A 23633-nucleotide genomic window follows, 5' to 3' on the forward strand; every position below is an offset into this window, starting at 1 on the left:
GCTCAGCGCCTCAACTTATCCCCAATTCCCGCTTGACCAGCTTCACCAACTGCTTGGTATTGAGCGGTTTGAGAAGGAAGTCCACCACGTTCAGGTGCATGGCATCGATAGCATCGCGCACGTTGGCGTCGCCGGACACGATGATGATCGGCAGCTCGGCGCGATCCGACTCACGAACCTTGCGAATCAGATCCAGCCCGTCAAAAGGCGCCATCCGCAAGTCGGTGATCAGCAGTCCGATGGATTGACGCGAGTGGATCATCTGCAGCGCAGTATCGCCACCGGGCGCGGTCATGCAACTGATGTCATTGAGGCTCAGAATTTCGGCCAGCAGCTCGCGCGCGTCGCTGTCGTCATCGACGATCAGGACCCGTTGCGGGGCGTCGCGGTCGGGCGTGAGCATGACCTCATGGAGGGCATCGCGCTCATCGTCGCTCAGAATATCGTGGTCAATCATTGCAGTCTCATCATTCCCTGAACTAATCCGACAGCAGATACGGGTCAATCTGCGATGCATTTCGTCGGCATCCTGGCCAGTCTTCGCTCGCAATCCATTGCGCTCGTCAAATCAGTTATGCCGCAAGCAGCACGGCGGTGTCACGGGGTTCAAGGTAAGACTTACGTCCAATGGGCACCTGGCTGCAAGCGGCCGACCATGAGCACCAATAACAAGAACGCGGAACAGGCCATGAGCAAGGCAGATGCTTTCACCCAGGCAGGCAAGACAGCCGTGCTGCAGAACATACACGGCACCATGCAGTTTCTGCAAAAATTCCCGCCGTTCAATCAGATGGAAAACGCTCATCTGGCGTATCTGGTCGAGCAGTGTCAACTGCGCTTCTACGCTGCAGGCGAAAGCATCATCAAGCCTGGCGACGGACCCGTGGAGCACTTTTACATCGTCAAGCAGGGTCGCATCGTCGGCGAGCGTCCGCATTCTGCCAAAGGCGGTACGGAAACGACATTTGAAATCACCACAGGCGAGTGTTTTCCGCTCGCCGCCCTGCTCGGCGAGCGTGCCACGCGCACCGAGCATCTGGCTGCCGAGGACACCTTCTGCCTGCAGCTGAACAAGCAGGCGTTCATCAAGCTGTTCGCGCTCTCCACAACCTTTCGCGACTTTGCCCTGCGCGGTGTCAGCAGCCTGCTGGATCAAGTCAATCAGCAGGTCCAGCAGCGCGCTGTCGAAACCCTCGGCACGCAGTACTCTTTGAACACCCGGCTGGGTGAACTTGCCATGCGTCATCCGGTGATGTGCAGCCCGGAAACGCCCATGCGCGACGCCGTGCGGCTGATGCACGAGCAGCAAGTAGGCAGCATCGTGATTGTCGACGAGCGGCAGGCGCCGCTGGGGATCTTTACCCTGCGCGACCTGCGTGAGGCGGTTGCCGATGTGAATGCCGACTTCAGCGCGCCGGTCAGGCACACCATGAGCCTGTCACCCTTCCACCTGAGCCCGGACGCCAGTGCGTTCGACGCCGCCATCGCCATGACCGGGCGGCACATCGCCCACGTGTGCCTGGTCCGCGACGGGCGCTTGTGCGGCGTGGTCTCGGAACGGGATCTGTTTTCCCTGCAACGGGTCGACCTGGTGCACCTGGCGCGGACCATCCGCAACGCGCCACGCATCGAAGCGCTCGCCGGCTTGCGCGGCGATATCGTCCAGCTGGTCGATCGCATGCTCGCCCATGGCGCGTCTTCAACCCAGATAACCCAGATCATCACCCTGCTCAACGACCACACCGTATGCCGGGTGATCGAGCTGACGCTTGCAGAGAAAGGCGACCCCGGCATTGCCTTCAGCTGGCTGTGCTTTGGCAGCGAAGGCCGTCGCGAGCAGACGCTGCATACCGATCAGGACAACGGCATTCTGTTCGAAGCGCGTGATGCAGCCGAGGCAGCGCAGATTCGCAACGTTCTGCTGCCGATTGCCGAACGCATCAACCAGAGCCTGGCGCAGTGCGGGTTTACCCTGTGCAAGGGCAACATCATGGCCGGCAACCCCGACCTGTGCCTGTCCCGACTCGAATGGTCACAGCGCTTCTCGACGTTCATTCGCGAAGCGACGCCGGAGAACCTGCTGGCTTCGAGTATCTATTTCGATCTGCGCGTGGTCTGGGGGGATGAAAGTGGCGTCGAGCAACTGCGCCGCAGCATTCTCGATCAGGTCGCAGACAACCGGCTGTTCCAGCGCATGATGGCCGATAACGCATTGCGCCAGCGTCCGCCGGTGGGTCGCTTCAAGGATTTCGTACTGGCCCGCAAAGGCAGTGAAAAGGACACCCTGGACCTCAAGGTCGAAGGCCTGACGCCCTTCGTCGACGGGGCGCGCCTGCTGGCGCTGGCCAACGGTATCGGCGTCAACAATACGCAGGAACGCTTGCGCCAACTGGTCGAGCGCGAAGTCATCGACCCGCTCGATGGTGCCGCGTATGAAGAGGCTTATCACTTCATTCAGCAGACCCGCATGCAGCAGCACCAACTGCAGAGCCGCCAGAACCTGGCGTATTCCAATCGCATCGACCCGGACACACTCAACCATCTGGACCGGCGCATTCTGCGCGAATCGTTTCGCCAGGCGCAGCGATTGCAAACCAGCCTGACCCTGCGTTATCAACTATGAATCTGTTCGAATGGCTCAAACCACGGCCGAAAAAGACACCCTTGCACGCGCATCAACTGGAGCGCCTCGAACGACTGCCGGTGTGCGCGAACCTCAGCGACACGTCACTGCGTGAACAGCGCTGGGTCGTGCTCGACCTGGAAACCAGCGGCCTGAACATGAACCGTGATCAGGTGCTGTCCATTGGTGCGGTGGTGATTGAAGACGGCGCCATCGATCTGGGCCAGCAGTTCGAGCGCACGCTATTGCGCGTCGACCACAAGATCAGTCCGGCCGTTCTGATTCATGGGCTGGCGCCTAGCGCGATTGCCGCTGGCAGTGAGCCGGTCGAAGCCTTGCTGGACTTCATGGAGTTCGTCGGTGACAGCCCGATTCTCGGCTTTCATGCGCCATTCGATCAGCACATGCTGTCACGCGCCTTGAAGGAAAGCCTGGGCTATCGCTTGCAGCATGCGTTTTTCGATGCCGCCGAAATAGCCCCGATGCTGTGCGAGCACGCCAACCTGCGTCATGCCGGGCTGGATGACTGGACCCGTTTCTTTGGTCTGCATGCCGAAGAGCGTCATCATGCCAGCGCCGATGCACTGGTCACCGCAGAACTGGCGCTGATTCTGTTCAGCCACGCCCGTCGTCAGCAGATCGACAGCCCCTTGCGGCTGGAGGAAGCACTCGGGCAGTGGCGCAGGCGCAGACAGTCGCATTCGTTCTGACTGCGTCAGCGCCTCACGTTCAGTTCGGGGCGATGGTCTTGGCGATCACATCCACCGTCGCTTCGACCTGCTCCCGGTAGCGCTTGAGCTCGACCTTGTGCAGTTGCTCAAGCTCGATCTGCTGCGAACACAGATTCAGCGCTGCGAGTACCAGCAGACGGTCACCGATCAACGTCGGGTATTTGCGCTTGGTGTCGGCCAGCGACGCATTGAGCATCGCAGCGGCCTTCATGAGGGTCAGGTCTTCACCAGCCGGCGCCTTGACCGAGTACTCATTGCCCAGAATGGTGAGAACGGTTACACCGCTGCCATCGACGTTCATGCGCCGACAGCACTTGCGCTGGTCGCGCGATCAACGAGTGCCTGGATGCGCGCGGCAGTGCTGCCATGCTTCTCTTCCTGCTCCATCAGACTCAGTTGCAAGTTCTCGTTCTCGTCCTTGGCTTTTGCCAGCTCGGCACCGAGCTGTGCATTTGTTTCCTGAAGGGCCTGGTTCTGCTGCACCAGATCGCCGACAAGTTGTTCCAATTGGCTAAGGGAGGCTTCCAACATTTTGATTTCTCGAGCAAATTTCAACGGGCGCGTACGATAAAGAAAAGTCGTTGCGCATACCAGCGCTCACCGCTCTGTCATCACATCGACACATCGATAACGTAGACGCGTAGGGGGCTTGTGACTCCTTATTCGGTATCCGGTTCCTGCTGTTCGTCAGACCGTCTGAAACTGCGACAAATGCGCGCAGGCAATGGGCAGACTGCCATCGCGGAAAAAGCCTACGCCCCTTCTTTTCAAGGGCTTGCGCCCGACCCGCGAGAGAAATGAAGAAATCGTCACGATTAAGTCACGCCCAATACGTGCCTATCGGCTCAAGACTTTAGTCGCACGTCCGATAGGCACCCCACTTACGGCTTTATCCCCGTCTCTAAATCGCATGGAACGCGTAAATGACCCTGGAAGCTTTCTATGTCCCTGCGAAATATGAACATCGCGCCCCGAGCGTTTCTTGGATTTGCCATGATCGGCACCCTCATGCTGATTCTGGGCGTCTTTGCGCTGTCACAGATGAGCAAGATCCGCAGCGCCACCGAGGTGCTGGCCGACAGCAATGTGCCCAGCATCAAGAGCCTCGATCGCTTCGCTGAAGTCAGTATTCGTCTGCGGGTGCTGTCGTACCGATTGCTGGTCAACCGCGATCCGGAAACCCAACAGAAAACCATCGAGCTGATGGCGATGCGCAACAAGCAGATCACTGACGCTCAGGCCGTTTACGAGAAGCTGATCAGCACCCCTGACGAGCGCAATTTCTATGGCCAGTACGTGCAGTTGTTGGGCCAGTATCGCCAGCTTGAAGAGCGTCTGAAGACGCTGACCCGTGCCAACAACATCGACGAATTGCAGGGCTTGCTCAACAACGAAATGGTCAGCAACTCCGACCAGATGAACGTTGTGCTGCGCAAGCTGGTGGATATCAATACGGCGCAGTTGAATGAGGTCAAAGAACAGGCCTCCATCGAGTATGACTCGGCATTCAACATGGTGATCGGGTTGCTGATCGCCGCCACACTGCTGACGATCGTGTTTGCCTGGATGCTGATCAAGAGCATCACCACGCCGATCGCCACCGCACTGCTTGCAGCGGAGACCATCGCGCAAGGCAACCTGACCAAGCCGATCAGTATCGACGGTACCGATGAAGCCGGTCGTCTGCTGCTGGCCATGAAAACCATGCAGGACAAGCTGCGCGATACCTTGCAGGGTATTTCCGGCTCGGCCACACAACTGGCCTCGGCAGCCGAAGAGCTGAACGCTGTCACTGACGAAAGCGCACGCGGGCTGGTGCAGCAGAACGACGAAATAGAGCAGGCTGCCACTGCGGTCAACCAGATGACCAGCGCTGTGGAAGAAGTGGCGCGCAACGCCACCAGCACCTCGCAGGCATCACGCAGCGCGGCGACCTCTGCGGGCGATGGCCGCGACCTGGTTCAGGAAACCGTCAGCGCCATCGAGCGCATGAGTGGCGACGTGCAAGGCACTGCCGAGCTGATCATCAGCCTGGCCAATGAGTCGCGTGATATCGGCAAGGTGCTCGACGTGATTCGCGGCCTGGCCGACCAGACCAACCTGCTGGCATTGAACGCCGCCATCGAAGCCGCGCGCGCCGGTGAAGCAGGACGTGGCTTTGCCGTCGTCGCCGACGAAGTCCGTGCCCTGGCCCACCGCACCCAGCAATCGACCAGCGAAATCGAACGCATGATCAGCAGCATTCAGACCGGCACGGAACAGGCCGTCAGCTCGATGCGCAACAGCACCGAACGCGCCGAATCGACCCTGAACATCGCCAAGGGCGCGGGCCAGGCACTGAACACCATCAACAGCGCGGTCGAAGAGATCAACGAACGCAACATGGTCATCGCCAGCGCCGCCGAAGAACAGGCACAAGTCGCCCGCGAAGTGGACCGCAACCTGGTCAACATCCGCGACCTCTCGGCACAATCCACCAACGGCGCCAACCAGACCAGCGCAGCCAGCACCGAGCTGTCACGCCTGGCAATCGACCTTAACGGCATGGTGGCGCGCTTCGCGCTTTGATGCTTGAAAACGGGCGTTTTATTTCCGGAAGCTACGTTGTGTGAAAGCCAGTCTTCGCGAACAAGTTCGCTCCTACGCCCTACGGGCAGAAGCAAACCGTGATCCCCAGCTTCTGGCCGCAGGCCGTAGGAGCGAACTTGTTCGCGAAAAATGCTCACACCCTTCGGGCAGAAGCAAACCGTGATCCCCAGCTTCTGGCTGCAGGCCGTAGGAGCGAACTTGTTCGCGAAAAATGCTCACGCCCTAAGGGCTGAAGCAGACTGCGATCCCTCAGCTTCTGGCCGCAGGCCGTAGGAGCGAACTTGTTCACGAAAAACGCTCACACCCTTCGGGCAGAAGCAAACCGTGATCCTCAGCTTCTGACCGCAGGCCGTAGGAGCGAACTTGTTCGCGAAAAATGCTCACGCCCTAAGGGCTGAAGCAGACCGTGATCCCTCAGCTTCTGGCCGCAGGCCGTAGGAGCGAACTTGTTCGCGAAAGCTGCCCGTGCCTCAAACCCAGATAGCATCCCACAGCGGGTAATCCCCAAGCTTTTTAACCAAGCCCGCACGTAAAGGATTGGCCACGATATAACGGGCTATCGGCGCAATATCCTTTTCGTCGCGGATTGCTCTGTCGTGGTACCCGGATTGCCACAAAGCGTGAGGACGGACACACAGTTTTCCAACTGCAATCGAGCTTCGGGCCTTTAATTGTTTCATCAAACTGGGCAAATCACCGGCCTTGAGTTCAAAAAGCCAGTGGAGATGGTCAGGCATGACTACCCATGCCATAGACTTGACCAGCCCCTGCTCTTCGCAACGCTTCATTTCTTGTACGAGCAGCCGTCCCAGCTGCATTTCGGCGAACACAGGTACACGGCCCTTCGTTACTGAAGTGACCATGTAAATCTGACCAACTGCCGAGTATCTGCCTTTGCGCAGGTGTCGTGTCGTTGCGCAATGAGGCATTCCATCGCCCTCCAGAACCGGTTCAACGTTGAACCTTAGCGTCTGTAGGGCGACGAGCAGAGCGAATGTTTTACTGCCTGTGAGAGATGCTTTCTCGTCGTGGGCATTTGCAAACCGGACGTTTTGTTACAGCCTCACACTCGCAAACGTCGACTCATTACGCGCCTGACTCAAGGCCGACATCGGCCCGGACAAGGGGGCAAGCACCAGGGCCTGCGGGATTGGCATCATCGCGACCTGTTGTGCGGTATTGGACCCTACGCGCTCGTCACGTGGCGGGATGCCGAAGTATTCGCGGTAGCATTTGGAGAAGTGCGGTGTCGACACGAAGCCGCACACCGATGCCACTTCGATGATCGACATCGGTGTCTGCTTGAGCAGTTGCCGGGCGCGAATCAGGCGCAGTTTCAGGTAGTAGCGCGATGGCGAACAGTGCAGGTATTTCTGGAACAACCGCTCCAGCTGCCTGCGCGAAACGGCGACATACACAGCCAGCTCGTCAAGATCGATCGGCTCTTCAAGATTGGCTTCCATCAGCGCCACGATTTCCTGCAACTTCGGCTGATTGGTGCCCAGCATGTGCTTGAGCGGCACGCGCTGATGATCCTGTTCGTTGCGAATGCGCTCGTAGACGAACATCTCGGAAATGGCTGCCGACAACTCGCGCCCATGATCACGACTGATCAGGTGCAGCATCATGTCCAGTGGTGCGGTGCCGCCCGAGCTGGTGAAACGGTTGCGGTCCAGCGTGAACAGCCGGGTGCTCATAGATACGCGCGGAAAGGCTTCCTGCATCGACGCCAGACATTCCCAGTGCACGCTGCACTCGAAACCATCCAGCAAACCGGCACACGCCAGCGCCCAACTGCCGGTGCATACGGCGCCCAGACGACGCGACTGACGTGCCTGGCCCTGTAGCCAGCTGACATGCTCACGCGTGACGGAGCGCTGGATACCGACACCGCCGCAGACGATGACCGTATCCAGCAAAGGAGCCTTGTGCATCGCCGCATCCGGCGTGATCTGCAGACCATCGCTGGCCCAGACCTGGCCGCCGTCGACACTCAGCGTGGTCCAGCGATACAGCTCGCGGCCCGATAACTGATTGGCCATGCGAAGGGGTTCTACCGCCGATGCGAGGGAGATCAGGGTGAAGTTATCCAGCAGCAGAAAGCCGATGGACTGTGGCGCGCGGTTCTGGGGTTGAGTCCCTTGATTGAACGATGTCATCACACTATCTCCTCTCATATGGCAATGGTTGGCCCCAGAACAGGCTCTTCTTGTAGCCCTCGTCGTTGCAGGGCTTAGTGACGACGTCGCAAATCCCATGCCGGAAATTGATCGCTCATTCAAGAACACCTGAAAACGACGTCGCGAAGCGTCTAACCGGCTGCGACCCACGTACCTGTCAGCGACGCCAGGGCCGCCGCATGCGCAGTTCGATGAGCAATTCGGTAGCACTTGGCGGAAACGACCACGGGGTCTTCGCACGCCGAGTGCTACTCAAGGCACATCCCGAGGAAACCCTGCCGAGGACAGGCGTTCGCGCTAAAAAGTGGCGGCCTGCAGGGCGCGTGATCGAAAAGCGCGCAGCGACTAAAAATGCCACCTGACCTGGCGTAACCATTGCCGGATCCGACCCGATAATGAACTTGTCGGCGTTACCCCCCTCCAAAAGACCGCGTTCGCGCAGGCACCGACCTGCCAACCGACCGCTGCCGAACTGCGCAGCAACTGTGTAACGTACTGGCCGTTTTTTCGCAGTTCCGACACTGCAACCGGGCGTGCGTACGATGCAACGAATCTGTAAGCGACCTTGCGCGCACTGGATACGACGCCTCCTGCACTGGATACGACGCCCCCTGTAGGCGTTTGATTTTCCCTGTTACATGATCGGTTCCGACTCGATCGCCCGGCGCAGTGATGGAGCTTCGCGAAAAGCCTCGCCAACCCATAAGCCGCGTCAGCGTTCACCTGCTGATGACCAGAAGAAACTCACAGGAGTCCACCCCATGAAAGGTTCCAAATCGTTGCTGTTGGCCGCTACGCTCTGTATGCCGGTGCTAGCCCAGGCAGCCGAGCCAGAGGCCTGTCATACGGTCAACTTCTCCGATGTCGGCTGGACTGACATTACCGTCACCACTGCGGTAACCAGCGCCGTACTCGAGTCACTGGGTTACAAGACCAAAACCACCATGATTTCCGTACCGGTGACCTACAAGTCGCTGGCCGACGGCAAGAACATGGACGTGTTCCTCGGCAACTGGATGCCGACCATGGAAAACGACATCAAGCCCTATCGCGAAGCTGGGACCGTCGAAACCGTGCGTGCCAATCTGGAGAACGCCAAGTACACCCTCGCGGTGCCGGAAGCGCTCTACGACAAAGGCCTGCATGACTTCGCCGACATCGCCAAATTCAAGAAGGAACTGGGCGGCAAGATCTACGGCATCGAGCCAGGCAATGACGGCAATCGCCTGATCCAGAGCATGATCGACAAGAACGCCTTCGGCCTGAAAGACGCAGGCTTCAAGGTCGTGGAGTCCAGCGAAGCCGCAATGCTGTCGCAGGTCGACCGCGCCGTGAAACGCAAAAACGATGTGGTATTCCTCGGTTGGGAACCGCACCCGATGAACACCCGCTTCAAGATGAAATATCTGACTGGCGGTGATGACTTCTTCGGCCCCAACTATGGCCAGGCGACGATCTACACCAACACCCGCAAAGGCTACAGTCAGGAGTGCAGCAACGTAGGTCAGCTGCTCAAGAACCTGTCCTTCACGCTGAACATGGAAAGCGCCCTGATGGGCAATGTGCTGGACGACAAAATGAAGCCTGATGCCGCCGCCAAGGCGTGGATCAAGAAAAACCCTCAAGTACTCGACACCTGGCTCGCAGGCGTGACCACCGTCGATGGCAAGCCAGGCCTGGAGGCCGCCAAAGCCAAGTTGACCCAGTAAGCCGACAGCAGGCGGGGCTGCCCCGCCTGCTGCCCTCTTCACCTTCCGCAAGCGGACACCCGAAATCATGCTGACTGACCATAAAATCCCTCTGGGCGAGTACATCGCCGCATTTGTCGATTGGTTGACGGCCAACGGCGCCGATTACTTCGACGCAATAGCCTCGACACTGGAAATGATGATCCACGGGTTCACTTTCGCGCTGACCTGGTTCAATCCATTCGTACTGATCGGCCTTATCGCCGCCCTCGCGCACTTCATCCAGCGCAAGTGGGGCCTGACGGTTTTCGTCATCCTTTCGTTTCTGCTGATCCTCAACCTGCATTACTGGCAGGAAACCATGGAAACCCTGGCGCAGGTGCTCTTCGCCACACTGGTCTGTGTCGTCATCGGCGTGCCGCTGGGCATCATCGCCGCGCACAAGCCGCTGTTCTACACCATCATCCGGCCGTTACTCGACCTGATGCAGACCGTGCCCACCTTCGTTTATCTGATTCCGACGCTCACGCTGTTCGGTCTGGGCGTGGTGCCCGGCCTGATCTCGACAGTGGTTTTCGCCATTGCCGCGCCGATTCGCCTGACCTACCTGGGTATCCGCGATGTGCCTCAGGAGTTGCTGGACGCCGGCAAGGCCTTCGGTTCGTCACGCCGCCAGTTGCTGACGCGCATTGAACTGCCCTACGCGATGCCCAGCATTGCAGCCGGGATTACCCAGTGCATCATGCTGTCGCTGTCGATGGTGGTCATCGCCGCCCTGGTCGGCGCCGACGGCCTGGGCAAACCAGTGGTCAACGCGCTGAACACGGCCGACATCGCGCTCGGTTTCGAAGCCGGTCTGGCAATCGTATTGCTGGCCATCATGCTCGACCGCATCTGCAAACAACCCGAAGCCAAGGTAGGGTCCGACGCATGAGTATCATCAAATTCGACAAGGTAGACGTCATCTTCTCCAAGGACCCGCGTGAAGCCCTCAAGCTGCTCGACGAAGGCCTCACGCGTGACCAGATCCTCAAGAAAACCGGACAGATCGTCGGCGTCGAAAACGCCAGTCTGGACATCGAAAAGGGCGAAATCTGCGTCCTGATGGGCCTGTCGGGCTCCGGCAAATCCAGCCTGTTGCGCTGTATCAACGGCCTCAACACCGTCAGCCGTGGCTCGCTGTTCGTCGAGCATGAAGGCTCGCAGATCAACATCGCCAACTGCAGCGCAGCCGAACTGAAAATGATGCGCACCAAGCGCATTGCCATGGTCTTCCAGAAATTCGCCCTGATGCCTTGGCTGACGGTGCGCGAGAACATCAGCTTCGGCCTGGAAATGCAGGGTCGCCCCGAAAAGGAACGGCGCAAGCTGGTGGATGAAAAGCTCGAGCTGGTGGGCCTGACCCAATGGCGCAACAAGAAGCCCGACGAACTGTCTGGCGGCATGCAGCAACGAGTGGGCCTGGCACGGGCACTGGCGATGGACGCCGACATCCTGCTGATGGACGAACCGTTCTCGGCGCTCGACCCCCTGATCCGCCAGGGTCTGCAGGACGAACTGCTCGCCCTGCAAACCAAGCTGAGCAAGACCATTGTGTTCGTCAGCCATGATCTGGATGAAGCACTGAAGCTCGGCAGCCGGATCGCCATCATGAAAGACGGCCGCATCGTGCAATACAGCGTGCCGGAGCAGATCGTGCTCAATCCGGCAGATGAATACGTGCGCACCTTCGTCGCACACACCAACCCGCTCAACGTGCTGTGCGGGCGCAGTCTGATGCGCACCGTCGACGAGTGCACCCACGTCAACGGTTCGGTGTGCCTGGACCCGAGCGGCGACTCATGGCTCGATCTGGCCGAAGGCAACGTGATCAAAGGCGCGCGGCAAGGTGCTACGGCCCTTGATCTGCAGAACTGGACACCCGGCCAGGACGTCGCCACCCTGGATCGACGCCCTACGCTTGTGCATTCCAACATCGGCATGCGCGACGCGCTGCAGATCCGCTACCAGACCGGCAACAAACTGGTCCTGCAGGACGGCAATAAAGTGGTCGGCATTCTGGGTGATACCGAGCTGTATCACGCGTTGCTGGGCAAAAACCACGGCTGACAAGGCCTGCAACCGACAAGCCCGCTCCACCGCGCTGGACTCATCCAGCCGGGAGCGGGCTTTTTTCGTCCACAGCCTTGTCCCCCCGGGTAACTCCCCTGCCGCTATTTCCGCTCCCTCAGCCGCCATGTCGTAAACGCACCTTTGTGTGGCGTCCATAGGCATTTGGCGTCTTCGGTGCGGCCCTACCATCGCTCTCAGAGGGCTCTGTTCCGCCCGAACGACAAGTCAGGCGCCGCGCCGCCGCTGGGAGATCCGCGATGTTCAGCAAGCAAGACCAGATCCAGGGTTATGACGATGCACTGCTGTCGGCGATGAACGCCGAGGAGCAGCGTCAGGAAGACCATATCGAGCTGATCGCCTCGGAGAACTACACCAGCAAACGCGTGATGCAGGCGCAGGGCAGCGGTCTGACCAACAAGTACGCAGAGGGCTATCCCGGCAAGCGTTACTACGGCGGTTGCGAGCACGTCGACAAGGTCGAGCAACTGGCCATCGAACGCGCCAAACAGCTGTTTGGTGCCGACTACGCCAACGTTCAGCCGCACTCCGGCAGTCAGGCCAACGCAGCGGTCTACCTGGCACTGCTCCAGGCCGGCGACACCGTGCTGGGCATGAGCCTGGCGCACGGCGGCCACCTGACCCACGGTGCCAAGGTCAGCTTCTCGGGCAAGCTCTATAACGCCGTGCAGTACGGCATCGACACCGCGACCGGGCTGATCGATTACGACGAAGTCGAGCGCATTGCCGTCGAATGCCAGCCGAAAATGATCATTGCCGGGTTTTCGGCCTACTCCAAGACCCTCGACTTCCCGCACTTCCGCGCAATCGCCGACAAGGTAGGCGCTTACCTGTTCGTCGACATGGCGCACGTCGCCGGCCTGGTTGCCGCCGGTCTTTACCCGAATCCGCTGCCCTACGCAGACGTAGTCACCACCACGACCCACAAGACCCTGCGCGGTCCACGCGGCGGCCTGATCCTGGCCAGAGCCAACGAAGAGCTGGAGAAAAAATTCAATTCCGCCGTCTTCCCCGGTGGTCAGGGCGGCCCGCTGATGCACGTCATCGCCGCCAAGGCCGTGTGTTTCAAAGAAGCCATGGAGCCCGCCTTCAAGGTCTATCAACAGCAGGTCATCGACAACGCGCAAGCGATGGCGCAGGTGTTCATCGAGCGGGGCTTCGACGTGGTCTCCGGCGGCACCGACAACCATCTGTTTCTGGTCAGCCTGATCCGTCAGGGCCTGACCGGCAAGGACGCCGACGCAGCGCTGGGGCGTGCGCACATCACCGTCAACAAGAACTCGGTGCCCAACGACCCGCAGTCGCCGTTCGTGACGTCGGGCCTGCGCATCGGCACACCGGCCGTGACCACCCGCGGTTTCAAGGTGACCCAGTGCGTCGAGCTGGCAGGCTGGATCTGCGACATCCTCGACAACCTCGGTGATGCCGATGTCGAGGCCGACGTCGCCAGCCAGGTCGCCGCCCTGTGCGCCGATTTTCCGGTTTATCGCTGAGTCAGGAGTAGCCTCACATGCAGCATTACTCAGGCTTCGGCCTTCTCAAGCATTCCCTCAGCCACCATGAAAACTGGCAGCGCATGTGGCGCACGCCGACCCCGAAAAAGGTCTACGACGTGGTCATCGTCGGCGGCGGCGGGCACGGTCTGGCCACGGCCTATTATCTGGCCAAGGAGCACGGCATCACCAATGTGGCCGTGGTCGAGAAAGGCTGGCTGGGCGGCGGCAACACTGCGCGCAACACCACCATCGTGCGCTCCAACTACCTGTGGGACGAGTCGGCCCACCTCTATGAACACGCGATGAAACTGTGGGAAGGCCTGTCCCAGGACCTGAACTACAACGTCATGTTCTCCCAGCGCGGCGTTTACAACCTGTGCCACACCCTGCAGGACATGCGTGACTCCGAGCGTCGCGTCAGCGCCAACCGGCTTAACGGCGTGGACGGCGAATTGCTCAACGGCCAGCAGGTCGCTGAAGAAATCCCGTACCTGGATTGCTCGAAAAACACCCGTTACCCGATCATCGGCGCAACGGTCCAACGCCGTGGCGGCGTCGCCCGCCACGATGCGGTGGCCTGGGGCTTCGCCCGCGCGGCCGACGCGCTGGGCGTCGACCTGATTCAGCAGACCGAAGTCATCGGCTTTCGCAAGGAAAACGGCGTGTGCATCGGTGTGGAAACCAACAAGGGTTTCATCGGTGCCAAACGTGTCGGTGTGGTCACCGCCGGCAACTCCGGGCACATGGCCAAGCTCGCAGGCTTCCGTCTGCCCATCGAATCGCATCCGTTGCAGGCACTGGTCTCCGAGCCGATCAAGCCGATTATCGACAGCGTCATCATGTCCAACGCGGTACACGGCTACATCAGCCAGTCCGACAAGGGCGACCTGGTGATCGGTGCCGGTATCGACAGTTGGGTCGGCTACGGCCAGCGCGGCTCGTACCCGGTGATCGAACACACCATCCAGGCCATCGTCGAGATGTTCCCGGTGCTGTCCCGCGTACGCATGAACCGTCAATGGGGCGGTATCGTCGACACCACGCCGGACGCCTGCCCGATCATTTCCAAGACCCCGGTGCCGAACATGTTCTTCAATTGCGGCTGGGGCACAGGCGGCTTCAAGGCCACGCCGGGCTCGGGCAACGTATTTGCCGCCAGTCTGGCCAAAGGCGAGATGCATCCGCTGGCCAAGCCGTTCTCCATCGACCGTTTCCACAACGGTGCACTCATCGACGAACACGGCGCTGCAGCCGTAGCCCACTAACAGGAGAACCCGACCATGCTGCATATCTTCTGTCCTCACTGTGGCGAACTGCGCTCCGAAGAGGAATTCCACCCGTCCGGTCAGGCGCACATCCCGCGCCCGCTGGACCCCGGCGCCTGCACCGATGAGCAATGGGGCGACTACATGTTCTTTCGCGATAACCCGCGCGGCCTGCATCACGAACTGTGGATACACGCCGCCGGTTGCCGCCAGTATTTCAACATGACGCGCAATACCGTGACCTACGAGATTCTCGAGACCTATCCGATCGGTACAAGGCCGCAGTTCACGGATCAGGGAGACAAGGTATGAGCCAGACCCATCGCCTGCCCAACGGCGGCCGTATCAATCGCAGCAAGGTGCTCAACTTTACCTTCAACGGCCAGACCTACCAGGGCTTTGAAGGTGACTCGCTGGCCTCTGCCCTGCTCGCCAACGGCGTCGATATCATCGGCCGCAGCTTCAAATACTCCCGCCCGCGCGGCATCTTCGCGGCGGGTTCGGAAGAGCCCAATGCCGTGCTGCAGATCGGCGCGACCGAAGCGACGCAGATCCCCAACGTGCGTGCCACGCAACAGGCGCTCTATGCCGGACTGGTGGCGACCAGCACCAATGGCTGGCCGAGCGTGAACACCGATGTCATGGGCATTCTGGGCAAGGTCGGCGGCAAGCTGATGCCGCCGGGTTTCTACTACAAAACCTTCATGTACCCGCAATCGTTCTGGATGACTTACGAGAAGTACATCCGCAAGGCTGCCGGCCTGGGGCGTTCGCCGACCGAGAACGACCCGGACAGCTACGACGCGATGAACCAGCACTGCGACGTGTTGATCGTCGGTGCGGGCCCGGCCGGTCTGGCCGCTGCCCTGGCAGCAGGTCGCAGCGGTGCCCGAGTGATCATTGCCGATGAACAGGAAGAGTTCGGCGGCAGCCTGCTCGACAGCCGTGAAAGCCTCGACGGCAAACCCGCCGCCGAATGGGTGTCGACGGTCGTCGCCGAGCTTAAAAGCCTGCGCAACGTCACCCTGCTGCCGCGTGCCACGGTCAATGGTTACCACGATCACAATTTCCTGACCATCCACGAGCGCCTCACCGACCACCTGGGTGATCGCGCGCCGATCGGCATGGTCCGCCAGCGCATGCACCGGGTACGTGCCAAACGTGTGGTGCTGGCCGCGGGTACTCACGAGCGTCCGCTGGTCTATGGCAACAACGATGTGCCCGGCAACATGCTGGCCGGTGCCGTATCGACTTACGTTCGTCGCTATGGCGTGGCCCCTGGCAAGAAACTGGTGCTTTCCACCAACAACGATCACGCCTATCGCGTCGCTCTGGACTGGCTCGACGCCAGCCTGAACGTGGTCGCGATTGCCGATGCACGGCATAACCCACGCGGCCCGCTGGTTGAAGAAGCGCGGGCCAAAGGCATTCGCATCCTGACCGGCAGCGCGGTCATCGAGGCCCGTGGCAGCAAGCGCGTGACGGCTGCCCGCGTTGCCGCCATCGACCTCAAGACGCACAGCGTGACCAGCCCCGGTGAATGGCTTGAATGCGACGTGGTTGCCAGCTCCGGCGGCTACAGCCCGATCGTGCATCTGGCCTCGCACCTGGGCGGCAAGCCGGTCTGGCGCGAGGACATCCTCGGCTTCGTACCGGGCGAAGCACCACAGAAACGTATCTGCGTAGGCGGCGTCAACGGCGTCTACAGCCTGGCTGACAGCCTGGCCGATGGCTTCGAAGGCGGCGTGCGCGCTGCCAGTGAAGCGGGCTTCAAGGTGGTCGAAGGCGTGATGCCCAAAGCCCTCAGCCGTGCTGAAGAGCCGACGCTGGCGTTGTTTCAGGTGCCCCATGAAAAAGGCACCGCTCGGGCACCCAAGCAGTTCGTGGACTTCCAGAACGACGTCACCGCCGCCGCCATCGAACTGGCAACCCGCGAGGGTTTCGAGTCGGTCGAGCACGTCAAGCGCTACACCGCGCTGGGTTTCGGCACCGATCAGGGCAAGCTGGGCAACGTCAACGGCCTGGCCATCGCCGCCCGTTCACTGAACGTGTCAATCCCGGAAATGGGCACCACCATGTTCCGCCCCAACTACACGCCGGTGACCTTCGGCGCGATAGCCGGGCGTCACTGCAAACACATCTTCGAACCCGTGCGGTTCACCGCGCTGCACGCCTGGCATGTCAAAAACGGCGCCGAGTTCGAGGACGTCGGTCAATGGAAACGGCCGTGGTACTTCCCGAAAAACGGCGAAGACCTGCCCGCAGCCGTCGCTCGCGAATGCAAGGCGGTGCGCGACAGCGTTGGCCTGCTGGACGCCTCGACGCTGGGCAAGATCGATATTCAAGGCCCGGATGCACGCGAGTTCCTCAACCGCATCTACACCAACGCCTGGACCAAACTGGACGTCGGCAAGGCGCGCTATGGCCTGATGTGCAAGGAAGACGGCATGGTCTTCGATGACGGGGTCACTGCCTGTCTCGCTGACAACCACTTCCTGATGACCACCACCACGGGCGGCGCAGCGCGTGTCCTGCAATGGCTGGAAATCTATCAACAGACCGAATGGCCGGACCTGAAAGTGTATTTCACCTCAGTGACCGATCACTGGGCGACCCTGACACTGTCCGGCCCCAACAGCCGCAAGCTGCTCAGCGAAGTCACCGATATCGATCTGGGCCGTGAAGCCTTCCCGTTCATGACCTGGAAGGAAGGTCTGGTCGCCGGTGTGCCGGCCCGGGTATTCCGTATCTCGTTTACCGGCGAGCTGTCCTACGAGGTCAACATTCAGGCCGACTACGCCATGGGCGTTCTGGAAAAGATCGCCGAGGCAGGCAAGCAGTACAACCTGACGCCTTACGGCACCGAGACCATGCACGTGCTGCGCGCAGAGAAGGGTTTCATCATCGTCGGTCAGGACACTGACGGCTCGATGACGCCCGACGACCTGAACATGGGCTGGTGTGTTGGCCGTACCAAACCGTTCTCCTGGATCGGCTGGCGCGGCATGAATCGCGAAGACTGCGTGCGCGAACAGCGCAAGCAACTGGTCGGCCTCAAGCCGATCGACCCTGCCAAATGGCTGCCGGAAGGGGCGCAACTGGTGTTCGACACCAAACAGACGATTCCGATGAGCATGGTCGGCCACGTGACCTCCAGTTACGCACACAACTCGCTGGGCTATTCGTTCGCGATGGGCGTGGTCAAGGGCGGCCTGGCGCGTATGGGCGAGCGGGTCTTCGCGCCTCTGGCCGATGGCAGCGTGATCGAAGCCGAGATCGTTTCTTCGGTGTTCTTCGATCCGAAGGGCGAGCGGCAGAACATCGAGTAGTCCGCGATGAGTCGATCATCCGCAGCACACAGAATTCAAGCAGGTGAATCATGAGCACAGCCAACGTTTACCAGCAGCGCCCGACCACCGACGTCAAAGCCGAGTCGCCGCTGTTCCATGCAAACCTCGACAGCCTGATTGGCAAGGGGCGCGCCAGCCCGGGGGTTTTCCTGCGCGAGAAAAAGCTGCTGGGGCACCTGACGATTCGTGGCAATGCCCACGATCCGGCCTTCGCCGCTGGCGTCCACAAGGCGCTGGGCATGGAGCTGCCCGCTGCGCTGATGCTGGTCATCAGCGGCGAGAGCTCACTGCAATGGCTTGGCCCGGACGAGTGGCTGCTGATCGTGCCGAGCGGCGAAGAGTTCGCGGCAGAACAGAAGCTGCGTGACGAACTGAGCGGGCAGCACATCGCGATCGTCAATGTCAGCGGCGGGCAGTCGATTCTTGAACTGAGCGGGCCGAAGGTGCGCCAGGTACTGATGAAGTCCACCAGCTACGACGTACACCCGGACAACTTCCCGGTGGGCAAGGCAGTCGGCACTGTGTTCGCCAAGTCGCAACTGGTGATCCGCCGGACCGGTGAAGAAACCTGGGAGCTGCTGGTCCGCCGCAGCTTCTCGGATTACTGGTGGCTGTGGCTGCAGGATGCGAGTGCCGAGTACGGGCTGAGTATTCAGGCGTGAAGCGCCGTGGACCTGGGCTGAAACCTCAGCGTCAGTCTTAATGAGGACTCCTGCTGGAGCATTGGCACGATAGCCGACACGGTGATTATCGTCCCCACGCTCCGCGTGGGAATGCAGTTCCGGACGCTCTGCGTCCTGCTTGAGCATGCTGGCTGACACTGTCAGTCAGATTTGCGGATAACGAATACTCTGGAGCATTCATTTAATGAGCCGCGCGCCCGACACATGGATTTTGACCGCCGACTGCCCCAGCATGCTGGGCACGGTAGACGCAGTGACGCGCTTTCTGTTCGAGCAGGGTTGCTACGTCACAGAACACCACTCCTTCGATGACCGCCTCTCGGGACGCTTCTTCATCCGTGTGGAGTTTCGTCAGCCCGAGGCTTTCGACGAACAGGGATTCAGGGCCGGGCTGAGTGAGCGCGGCGAAACGTTCGGCATGATCTTCGAACTCACAGCGCCCAACTACCGGCCAAAAGTCGTGATCATGGTCTCGAAAGCCGACCACTGCCTGAATGACCTGCTCTATCGCCAGCGTATCAATCAACTGTCCATGGACGTGGTTGCGGTGGTGTCCAATCACCCTGATCTTGAGCCATTGGCTGGCTGGCACGGCATTACGTACTACCATTTCCCACTGGACCCTAACGACAAGCCCGCGCAGGAAGCCAAAGTCTGGCAGGTCATTGAAGAGTCTGGTGCAGAACTGGTGATTCTTGCCCGTTACATGCAGGTCCTGTCTCCGGACCTGTGTCGCAAGCTGGACGGCAAGGCGATCAATATCCACCACTCGTTACTGCCCGGTTTCAAAGGCGCCAAGCCTTACCATCAGGCTTATAACAAGGGGGTGAAGCTGGTCGGTGCCACGGCGCATTACATCAACAACGATCTGGACGAAGGTCCGATCATTGCCCAGGGCGTGGAAGTGGTCGATCACAGTCACTATCCCGAAGACCTGATCGCCAAGGGTCGAGACATCGAAGGACTGACACTGGCCCGCGCGGTGGGTTATCACATCGAACGGCGGGTGTTCCTCAACGCCAACAGGACGGTGGTTTTATAGGCGCAAGCTGCAAGCTGCAAGCGATCCGTATTTCTTGCCGCTTGAAGCTTGCAACTGTTCTTCTCTGCTCTAAATCTGTTTCACCACAATAAAAGCGAGGTGACATGTATGTCTGGTAATCGCGGTGTAGTGTATCTCGGCGCTGGCAAGGTCGAAGTGCAATCAATTCCTTTCCCGAAAATGGAAGATCCACGCGGCAAGCGCATCGAACACGGCGTGATTCTGCGCGTGGTCTCCACCAACATCTGCGGCTCCGACCAGCACATGGTACGCGGCCGCACCACGGCGCAAACCGGGCTGGTGCTCGGTCATGAAATCACCGGCGAGGTGCTGGAAGCCGGTCGTGACGTGGAACATCTGAAAGTCGGTGATCTGGTTTCTGTGCCATTCAACGTAGCGTGCGGTCGCTGCCGCAGCTGCAAGGAACAGAACACCGGCGTCTGCCTGACGGTCAATCCGGCGCGTCCCGGTGGTGCCTATGGTTATGTCGACATGGGTGACTGGGTTGGCGGCCAGGCTGAATACGTGCTGGTGCCTTACGCGGACTTCAACCTGCTCAAACTTCCGGACCGCGACGCGGCGATGGAGAAAATTCGCGACCTCACCTGCCTGTCCGACATCCTGCCCACCGGCTACCACGGCGCAGTGACTGCCGGGGTTGGCCCTGGCAGCACGGTTTATGTTGCAGGCGCCGGCCCGGTCGGCCTGGCTGCGGCGGCGTCAGCACGCTTGCTGGGCGCTGCCGTGGTGATCGTCGGCGACGTGAACCCGACGCGTCTGGTTCACGCCAAGGCCCAAGGCTTCGAAATTGCCGACCTGTCCCAGGACACCCCCTTGCACGAGCAGATCGCTGCCCTGCTCGGCGAGCCTGAAGTGGATTGCGCCATCGACGCCGTAGGCTTCGAAGCACGCGGTCATGGCCATGCTGGCGCTCAGGCCGAAGCACCCGCCACCGTTCTCAACTCGTTGATGGGCGTAGTGCGCGTCGCAGGCAAGATCGGCATCCCCGGCCTGTACGTCACCGAAGACCCGGGAGCCGTGGACGCCGCGGCAAAAATGGGCAGCCTGAGCATTCGCTTCGGTCTGGGCTGGGCCAAATCCCACAGCTTCCACACCGGCCAGACCCCGGTCATGAAATACAACCGCCAGCTGATGCAGGCGATCATGTGGGACCGCATCAAGATCGCCGACATAGTGGGTGTCGAGGTGATCAGTCTGGATGATGCCCCGCGGGGTTATGGCGAGTTTGATTCGGGCGTGCCGAAGAAGTTTGTGATTGATCCGCATGGGTTGTTTAGCAGGGCGTAGATCCATCTTCGATCTTTTAAAGCAGCGTAAAGCAGCGCACTTTATGCAGGTGCGCTGCTTCCTGAAAGGTCAGTCGAATTTCCTTTCTAAAACCGCACGGCAATATTCACGGAAGACGTGGGATCTGACTGCCTGAAATTAACACTTACTGAAATACTGTAAGAATGATCTCTCTGCAACATTTCCCCTCTTCTGATTACCTTCAAGGCACGTGCTTGAGAGTGTGAAAGTCTTGGATACTCATAAATTTTATCCATTGGCAGATCTCCAGTGAGCACACGCTGGAATGGCGTTGCGGGAAGCTCGATACGCTTTGGACGGCGCACCACTCCGCTTGGGAGGTGGTAGATATTACGAGGTGCTATTGAGGCCTTAGGGGCGGCCCACCTTGTATGCAACCGTGCGTCGCTTGGTACCGCAGGTAAACGCCGTCGAGTTTTTAGATGAGCCGGCACATTTTCAGGTTGGGCCAGTTTATTGATGAAATCTGGAACAGCTACGGGCCCTTTAGCCCCTGAAGTGTTTCCTGTACGCGTTAAACCCAACGAGGCTGGACTGCCAGGCACGAGAACGCTATTGCGGTGCCCGGTGACTTGTTTCGCCGTGACCAAAGCTCGTCTATTTCGGAATATCAGTGCCAGTATTCGAGCACCAGCCTGCCCGCTCGGATCAACCCGATTAACCGGATCCCCCCCACAATACCCATACGCATTCACCCCACCCTCACCAAACGGGCTCAGACTGTCCGGGCTGTTAAACCTCATCAACACCGGGTTAAACGCCCGATACCCGTTACCCAGCAAATAGTGCCCCGTCACCGGGTCAACCCGCTGGCCGGTAAAGCCCGGCAGGCTTGCGGGGCCTGAAGGATGACGATGTCCGTAAGGTGTGTAGGCAAACTCCAACCCCTGAGCGGCGGTCACTGACTGCTGTTGATCCGTTACCAACAACGTGCCGTCGCGCTGATTATTTTCTGCACTCAGGCACGCCAGCAAATGCTCATCCGTACGCATAAGCGTGTGCTGGATCTGCCCCTGAATCTGCGTAGCCAAGTGAGTCTTCTGATAAAAAAGGCGAGTGCTGCCCTGCCCCGCAGGCGCGCAATCGGCCAGGCGATCCAAGCCGTCGTAGCGATAGACACAGAGCACGGGTTGCCCGGACGAAGCCATGGTTTCACTCCTTTGAAGTCACCCATGGCAGCCAGTCTGGGCTGACTCCCTGCTTGCGCCCAGCTAGCAGAACTACTAGGTGCCAGGCCGAAAGGCGCTGGGCACAGTCACGCCGGCGCTCAGACCGAAGCGCCCGCCATCGTGGAGTTTGATGCGGACGTGACGAAGAAATTTGTAATTAATCCGCGTAGGTTGTTGGGTATGACTTAAACACTGCAACCTTATTATCACCTTCATGATTAAAAGGCACCCCACCTACCCTCTAACCACCTGGGTGGTTGGCCTTTATCGGAATCGACTTGGCACGTCTATCGGCTTCTAGGACGATTTATTGCCACCCCGATGTTTTCCAACCACCGTCTCATAATATTTTTGATCATTGTACATAACATACGGCACCCGACCATCTCTTTGAGCAACTGACCGATTATCTCGGACCTGCTTACTGAGCAGGCTACTAGCTCCATGAATGTCTGTTTTATTACCACGTGCATCCACGTACTTATATCGACGAGGAACGGGCGGCGTTATATCGTTCAGTTGCCCTTCCATGACAGCAAGGACCGGAGGAATGTCGTTCAGTTGCCCTTTCTTGGGAGGAAGGGCCGGCGGAATGCCGTTCAGTTGCCCTTTCTTGGGAGGAATGGGTGGTGGGGTAGAAGCGGGTGATTTAGTAGTAACCCCAGGATCAGACACATGTACGGCCACCGAGTTAGTTGAAGCAGTAACCTGTGTGGACCCGGAACTCTCCGCAGAAGTAACCAACGGGGAAGATATAGAATCTTGGCTACCTCTTCGACCAAGTAAACGCTTTTTCACACTGCGTCCTCTTTTCAAAATCTTCAGTAAAAACGTTGGCCAATGCCCGCCCGGATCAGCCCGATTAACCGGATCCCCCTCACAGTACCCATACGCATTCACCCCACCCTCACCAAACGGACTCAGACTGTCCGGGCTATTGAACCTCATCAACACCGGGTTAAACGCCCGATACCCATTGCCCAGCAAATAGTGCCCCGTCACCGGGTCAACCCGCTGGCCAGCGTAGCCAGGCAGGCTCATCGGCCCTGCTGACGGATGACGATGCCCGTAAGGCGTATAAGCAAACGCCAACCCCTGAGCCACAATCACTGACTGCTGTTGATCCGTCGCCAACAACACGCCGTCGCGCTGATTATTTTCTGCACTCAGGCACGCCAGCAAATGCTCATCCGTGCGCATAAGCGTGTGCTGGACCTGCCCCTGAATCTGCGTAGCCAAGAGTGTCTTCTGATAAAAAAAGCGAGTGCTGCCCTGCCCCGCAGGCGCGCAATCGGCCAGACGATCCAACCCGTCGTAGCGATAGACGCAGAGCACGGATTGCCCAGACGAAGCCATGG

At 59.6% G+C, this 23633-nt stretch carries 20 protein-coding genes; 13 read left to right on the forward strand and 7 right to left on the reverse strand.

The genetic code is table 11. The annotated features are described in order from the left end of the window. Positions 1-10: 10 nt before the first annotated feature. A complete protein-coding gene (locus GE543_RS19525; protein ID WP_003411861.1) occupies positions 11-457 on the reverse strand; it encodes a response regulator in 447 nt (148 codons plus the stop codon). Positions 458-688: 231 nt separating this feature from the next. On the opposite strand from GE543_RS19525, the gene GE543_RS19530 reads away from it, so the two are divergent. After that, on the forward strand, positions 689-2623 hold the full coding sequence (locus GE543_RS19530; RefSeq protein WP_046236673.1) for a DUF294 nucleotidyltransferase-like domain-containing protein: 1935 nt from the start codon (positions 689-691) through the stop codon (positions 2621-2623). Continuing rightward, entirely contained in the window at positions 2620-3333 is a 714-nt protein-coding gene (locus GE543_RS19535) for a PolC-type DNA polymerase III (protein ID WP_153222179.1), read from the forward strand. The genes GE543_RS19530 and GE543_RS19535 overlap by 4 nt, the downstream gene beginning before the upstream one ends. Positions 3334-3352: 19 nt before the next feature. Here GE543_RS19535 and GE543_RS19540 read toward each other — a convergent pair whose 3' ends face one another. Continuing rightward, the gene (locus tag GE543_RS19540; RefSeq protein ID WP_003316170.1) at positions 3353-3655 is read right to left on the reverse strand and encodes a cell division protein ZapA; all 303 of its coding nucleotides are present in this window, start codon (positions 3653-3655) and stop codon (positions 3353-3355) included. Then, positions 3652-3885 carry a hypothetical protein gene (locus GE543_RS19545; RefSeq protein ID WP_003316169.1) on the reverse strand — a complete coding sequence of 78 codons (234 nt, stop codon included), beginning with the start codon at positions 3883-3885 and terminating at the stop codon, positions 3652-3654. Before GE543_RS19545 ends, GE543_RS19540 begins: the two co-directional genes overlap by 4 nt. 411 nt (positions 3886-4296) lie before the next feature. Here GE543_RS19545 and GE543_RS19550 point away from each other — a divergent pair, with 411 nt between their 5' ends. Then, complete coding sequence (locus GE543_RS19550; RefSeq protein WP_153222180.1) at positions 4297-5922, forward strand: methyl-accepting chemotaxis protein; 1626 nt, start codon at positions 4297-4299, stop codon at positions 5920-5922. A 491-nt stretch (positions 5923-6413) separates the two neighbouring features. Here the strand turns inward: GE543_RS19550 and GE543_RS19555 are convergent, their stop codons facing one another. Beyond that, on the reverse strand, positions 6414-6872 hold the full coding sequence (locus GE543_RS19555) for a transposase (protein WP_003420009.1): 459 nt from the start codon (positions 6870-6872) through the stop codon (positions 6414-6416). Positions 6873-6998: 126 nt separating this feature from the next. After that, the gene (locus tag GE543_RS19560; protein WP_003402189.1) at positions 6999-8102 is read right to left on the reverse strand and encodes a GlxA family transcriptional regulator; all 1104 of its coding nucleotides are present in this window, start codon (positions 8100-8102) and stop codon (positions 6999-7001) included. Positions 8103-8884: 782 nt separating this feature from the next. On the opposite strand from GE543_RS19560, the gene GE543_RS19565 reads away from it, so the two are divergent. The 10 genes from GE543_RS19565 to fdhA all read left to right on the forward strand — a co-directional run bounded on the left by GE543_RS19565 (position 8885) and on the right by fdhA (position 21085). Then, a complete protein-coding gene (locus GE543_RS19565) occupies positions 8885-9832 on the forward strand; it encodes a choline ABC transporter substrate-binding protein (RefSeq protein ID WP_046269333.1) in 948 nt (315 codons plus the stop codon). A gap of 64 nt (positions 9833-9896) precedes the next feature. After that, positions 9897-10745: a choline ABC transporter permease subunit gene (gene choW, locus GE543_RS19570; RefSeq protein ID WP_170846044.1), complete on the forward strand. Its 849-nt coding sequence runs from the start codon at positions 9897-9899 to the stop codon at positions 10743-10745. Further along, the gene (gene choV, locus GE543_RS19575; RefSeq protein WP_003420013.1) at positions 10742-11920 is read left to right on the forward strand and encodes a choline ABC transporter ATP-binding protein; all 1179 of its coding nucleotides are present in this window, start codon (positions 10742-10744) and stop codon (positions 11918-11920) included. The genes choW and choV overlap by 4 nt, the downstream gene beginning before the upstream one ends. A 260-nt stretch (positions 11921-12180) precedes the next feature. Next, positions 12181-13434 carry a serine hydroxymethyltransferase gene (glyA, locus tag GE543_RS19580; protein WP_153222181.1) on the forward strand — a complete coding sequence of 418 codons (1254 nt, stop codon included), beginning with the start codon at positions 12181-12183 and terminating at the stop codon, positions 13432-13434. A gap of 17 nt (positions 13435-13451) precedes the next feature. Continuing rightward, the gene (locus tag GE543_RS19585; RefSeq protein WP_003411874.1) at positions 13452-14702 is read left to right on the forward strand and encodes a sarcosine oxidase subunit beta family protein; all 1251 of its coding nucleotides are present in this window, start codon (positions 13452-13454) and stop codon (positions 14700-14702) included. 15 nt (positions 14703-14717) lie between these two features. Beyond that, entirely contained in the window at positions 14718-15014 is a 297-nt protein-coding gene (locus tag GE543_RS19590; protein WP_003316160.1) for a sarcosine oxidase subunit delta, read from the forward strand. Then, complete coding sequence (locus tag GE543_RS19595; RefSeq protein ID WP_153222182.1) at positions 15011-18031, forward strand: sarcosine oxidase subunit alpha; 3021 nt, start codon at positions 15011-15013, stop codon at positions 18029-18031. Before GE543_RS19590 ends, GE543_RS19595 begins: the two co-directional genes overlap by 4 nt. A 50-nt stretch (positions 18032-18081) precedes the next feature. Continuing rightward, positions 18082-18714, forward strand: coding sequence for a sarcosine oxidase subunit gamma (locus GE543_RS19600; RefSeq protein WP_103697285.1), 633 nt, complete (start codon positions 18082-18084; stop codon positions 18712-18714). Positions 18715-18919: 205 nt separating this feature from the next. Then, entirely contained in the window at positions 18920-19777 is an 858-nt protein-coding gene (purU, locus tag GE543_RS19605) for a formyltetrahydrofolate deformylase (RefSeq protein ID WP_003316158.1), read from the forward strand. Between the two features lie 108 nt (positions 19778-19885). Next, entirely contained in the window at positions 19886-21085 is a 1200-nt protein-coding gene (gene fdhA / locus GE543_RS19610; protein WP_003393616.1) for a formaldehyde dehydrogenase, glutathione-independent, read from the forward strand. 86 nt (positions 21086-21171) lie between these two features. Here the strand turns inward: fdhA and GE543_RS27510 are convergent, their stop codons facing one another. Together GE543_RS27510 and GE543_RS19620 are read right to left on the reverse strand one after the other, a co-directional pair. Beyond that, positions 21172-22254 carry an RHS repeat-associated core domain-containing protein gene (locus GE543_RS27510; RefSeq protein WP_256664784.1) on the reverse strand — a complete coding sequence of 361 codons (1083 nt, stop codon included), beginning with the start codon at positions 22252-22254 and terminating at the stop codon, positions 21172-21174. Positions 22255-22572: 318 nt separating this feature from the next. Beyond that, positions 22573-23631, reverse strand: a complete 1059-nt coding sequence (locus GE543_RS19620) for an RHS repeat-associated core domain-containing protein (protein ID WP_153222183.1) — start codon at positions 23629-23631, stop codon at positions 22573-22575. Positions 23632-23633: the final 2 nt, after the last annotated feature.

Source organism: Pseudomonas sp. SZ57 (assembly GCF_009495975.1).
GTDB lineage: Bacteria > Pseudomonadota > Gammaproteobacteria > Pseudomonadales > Pseudomonadaceae > Aquipseudomonas > Aquipseudomonas syringae.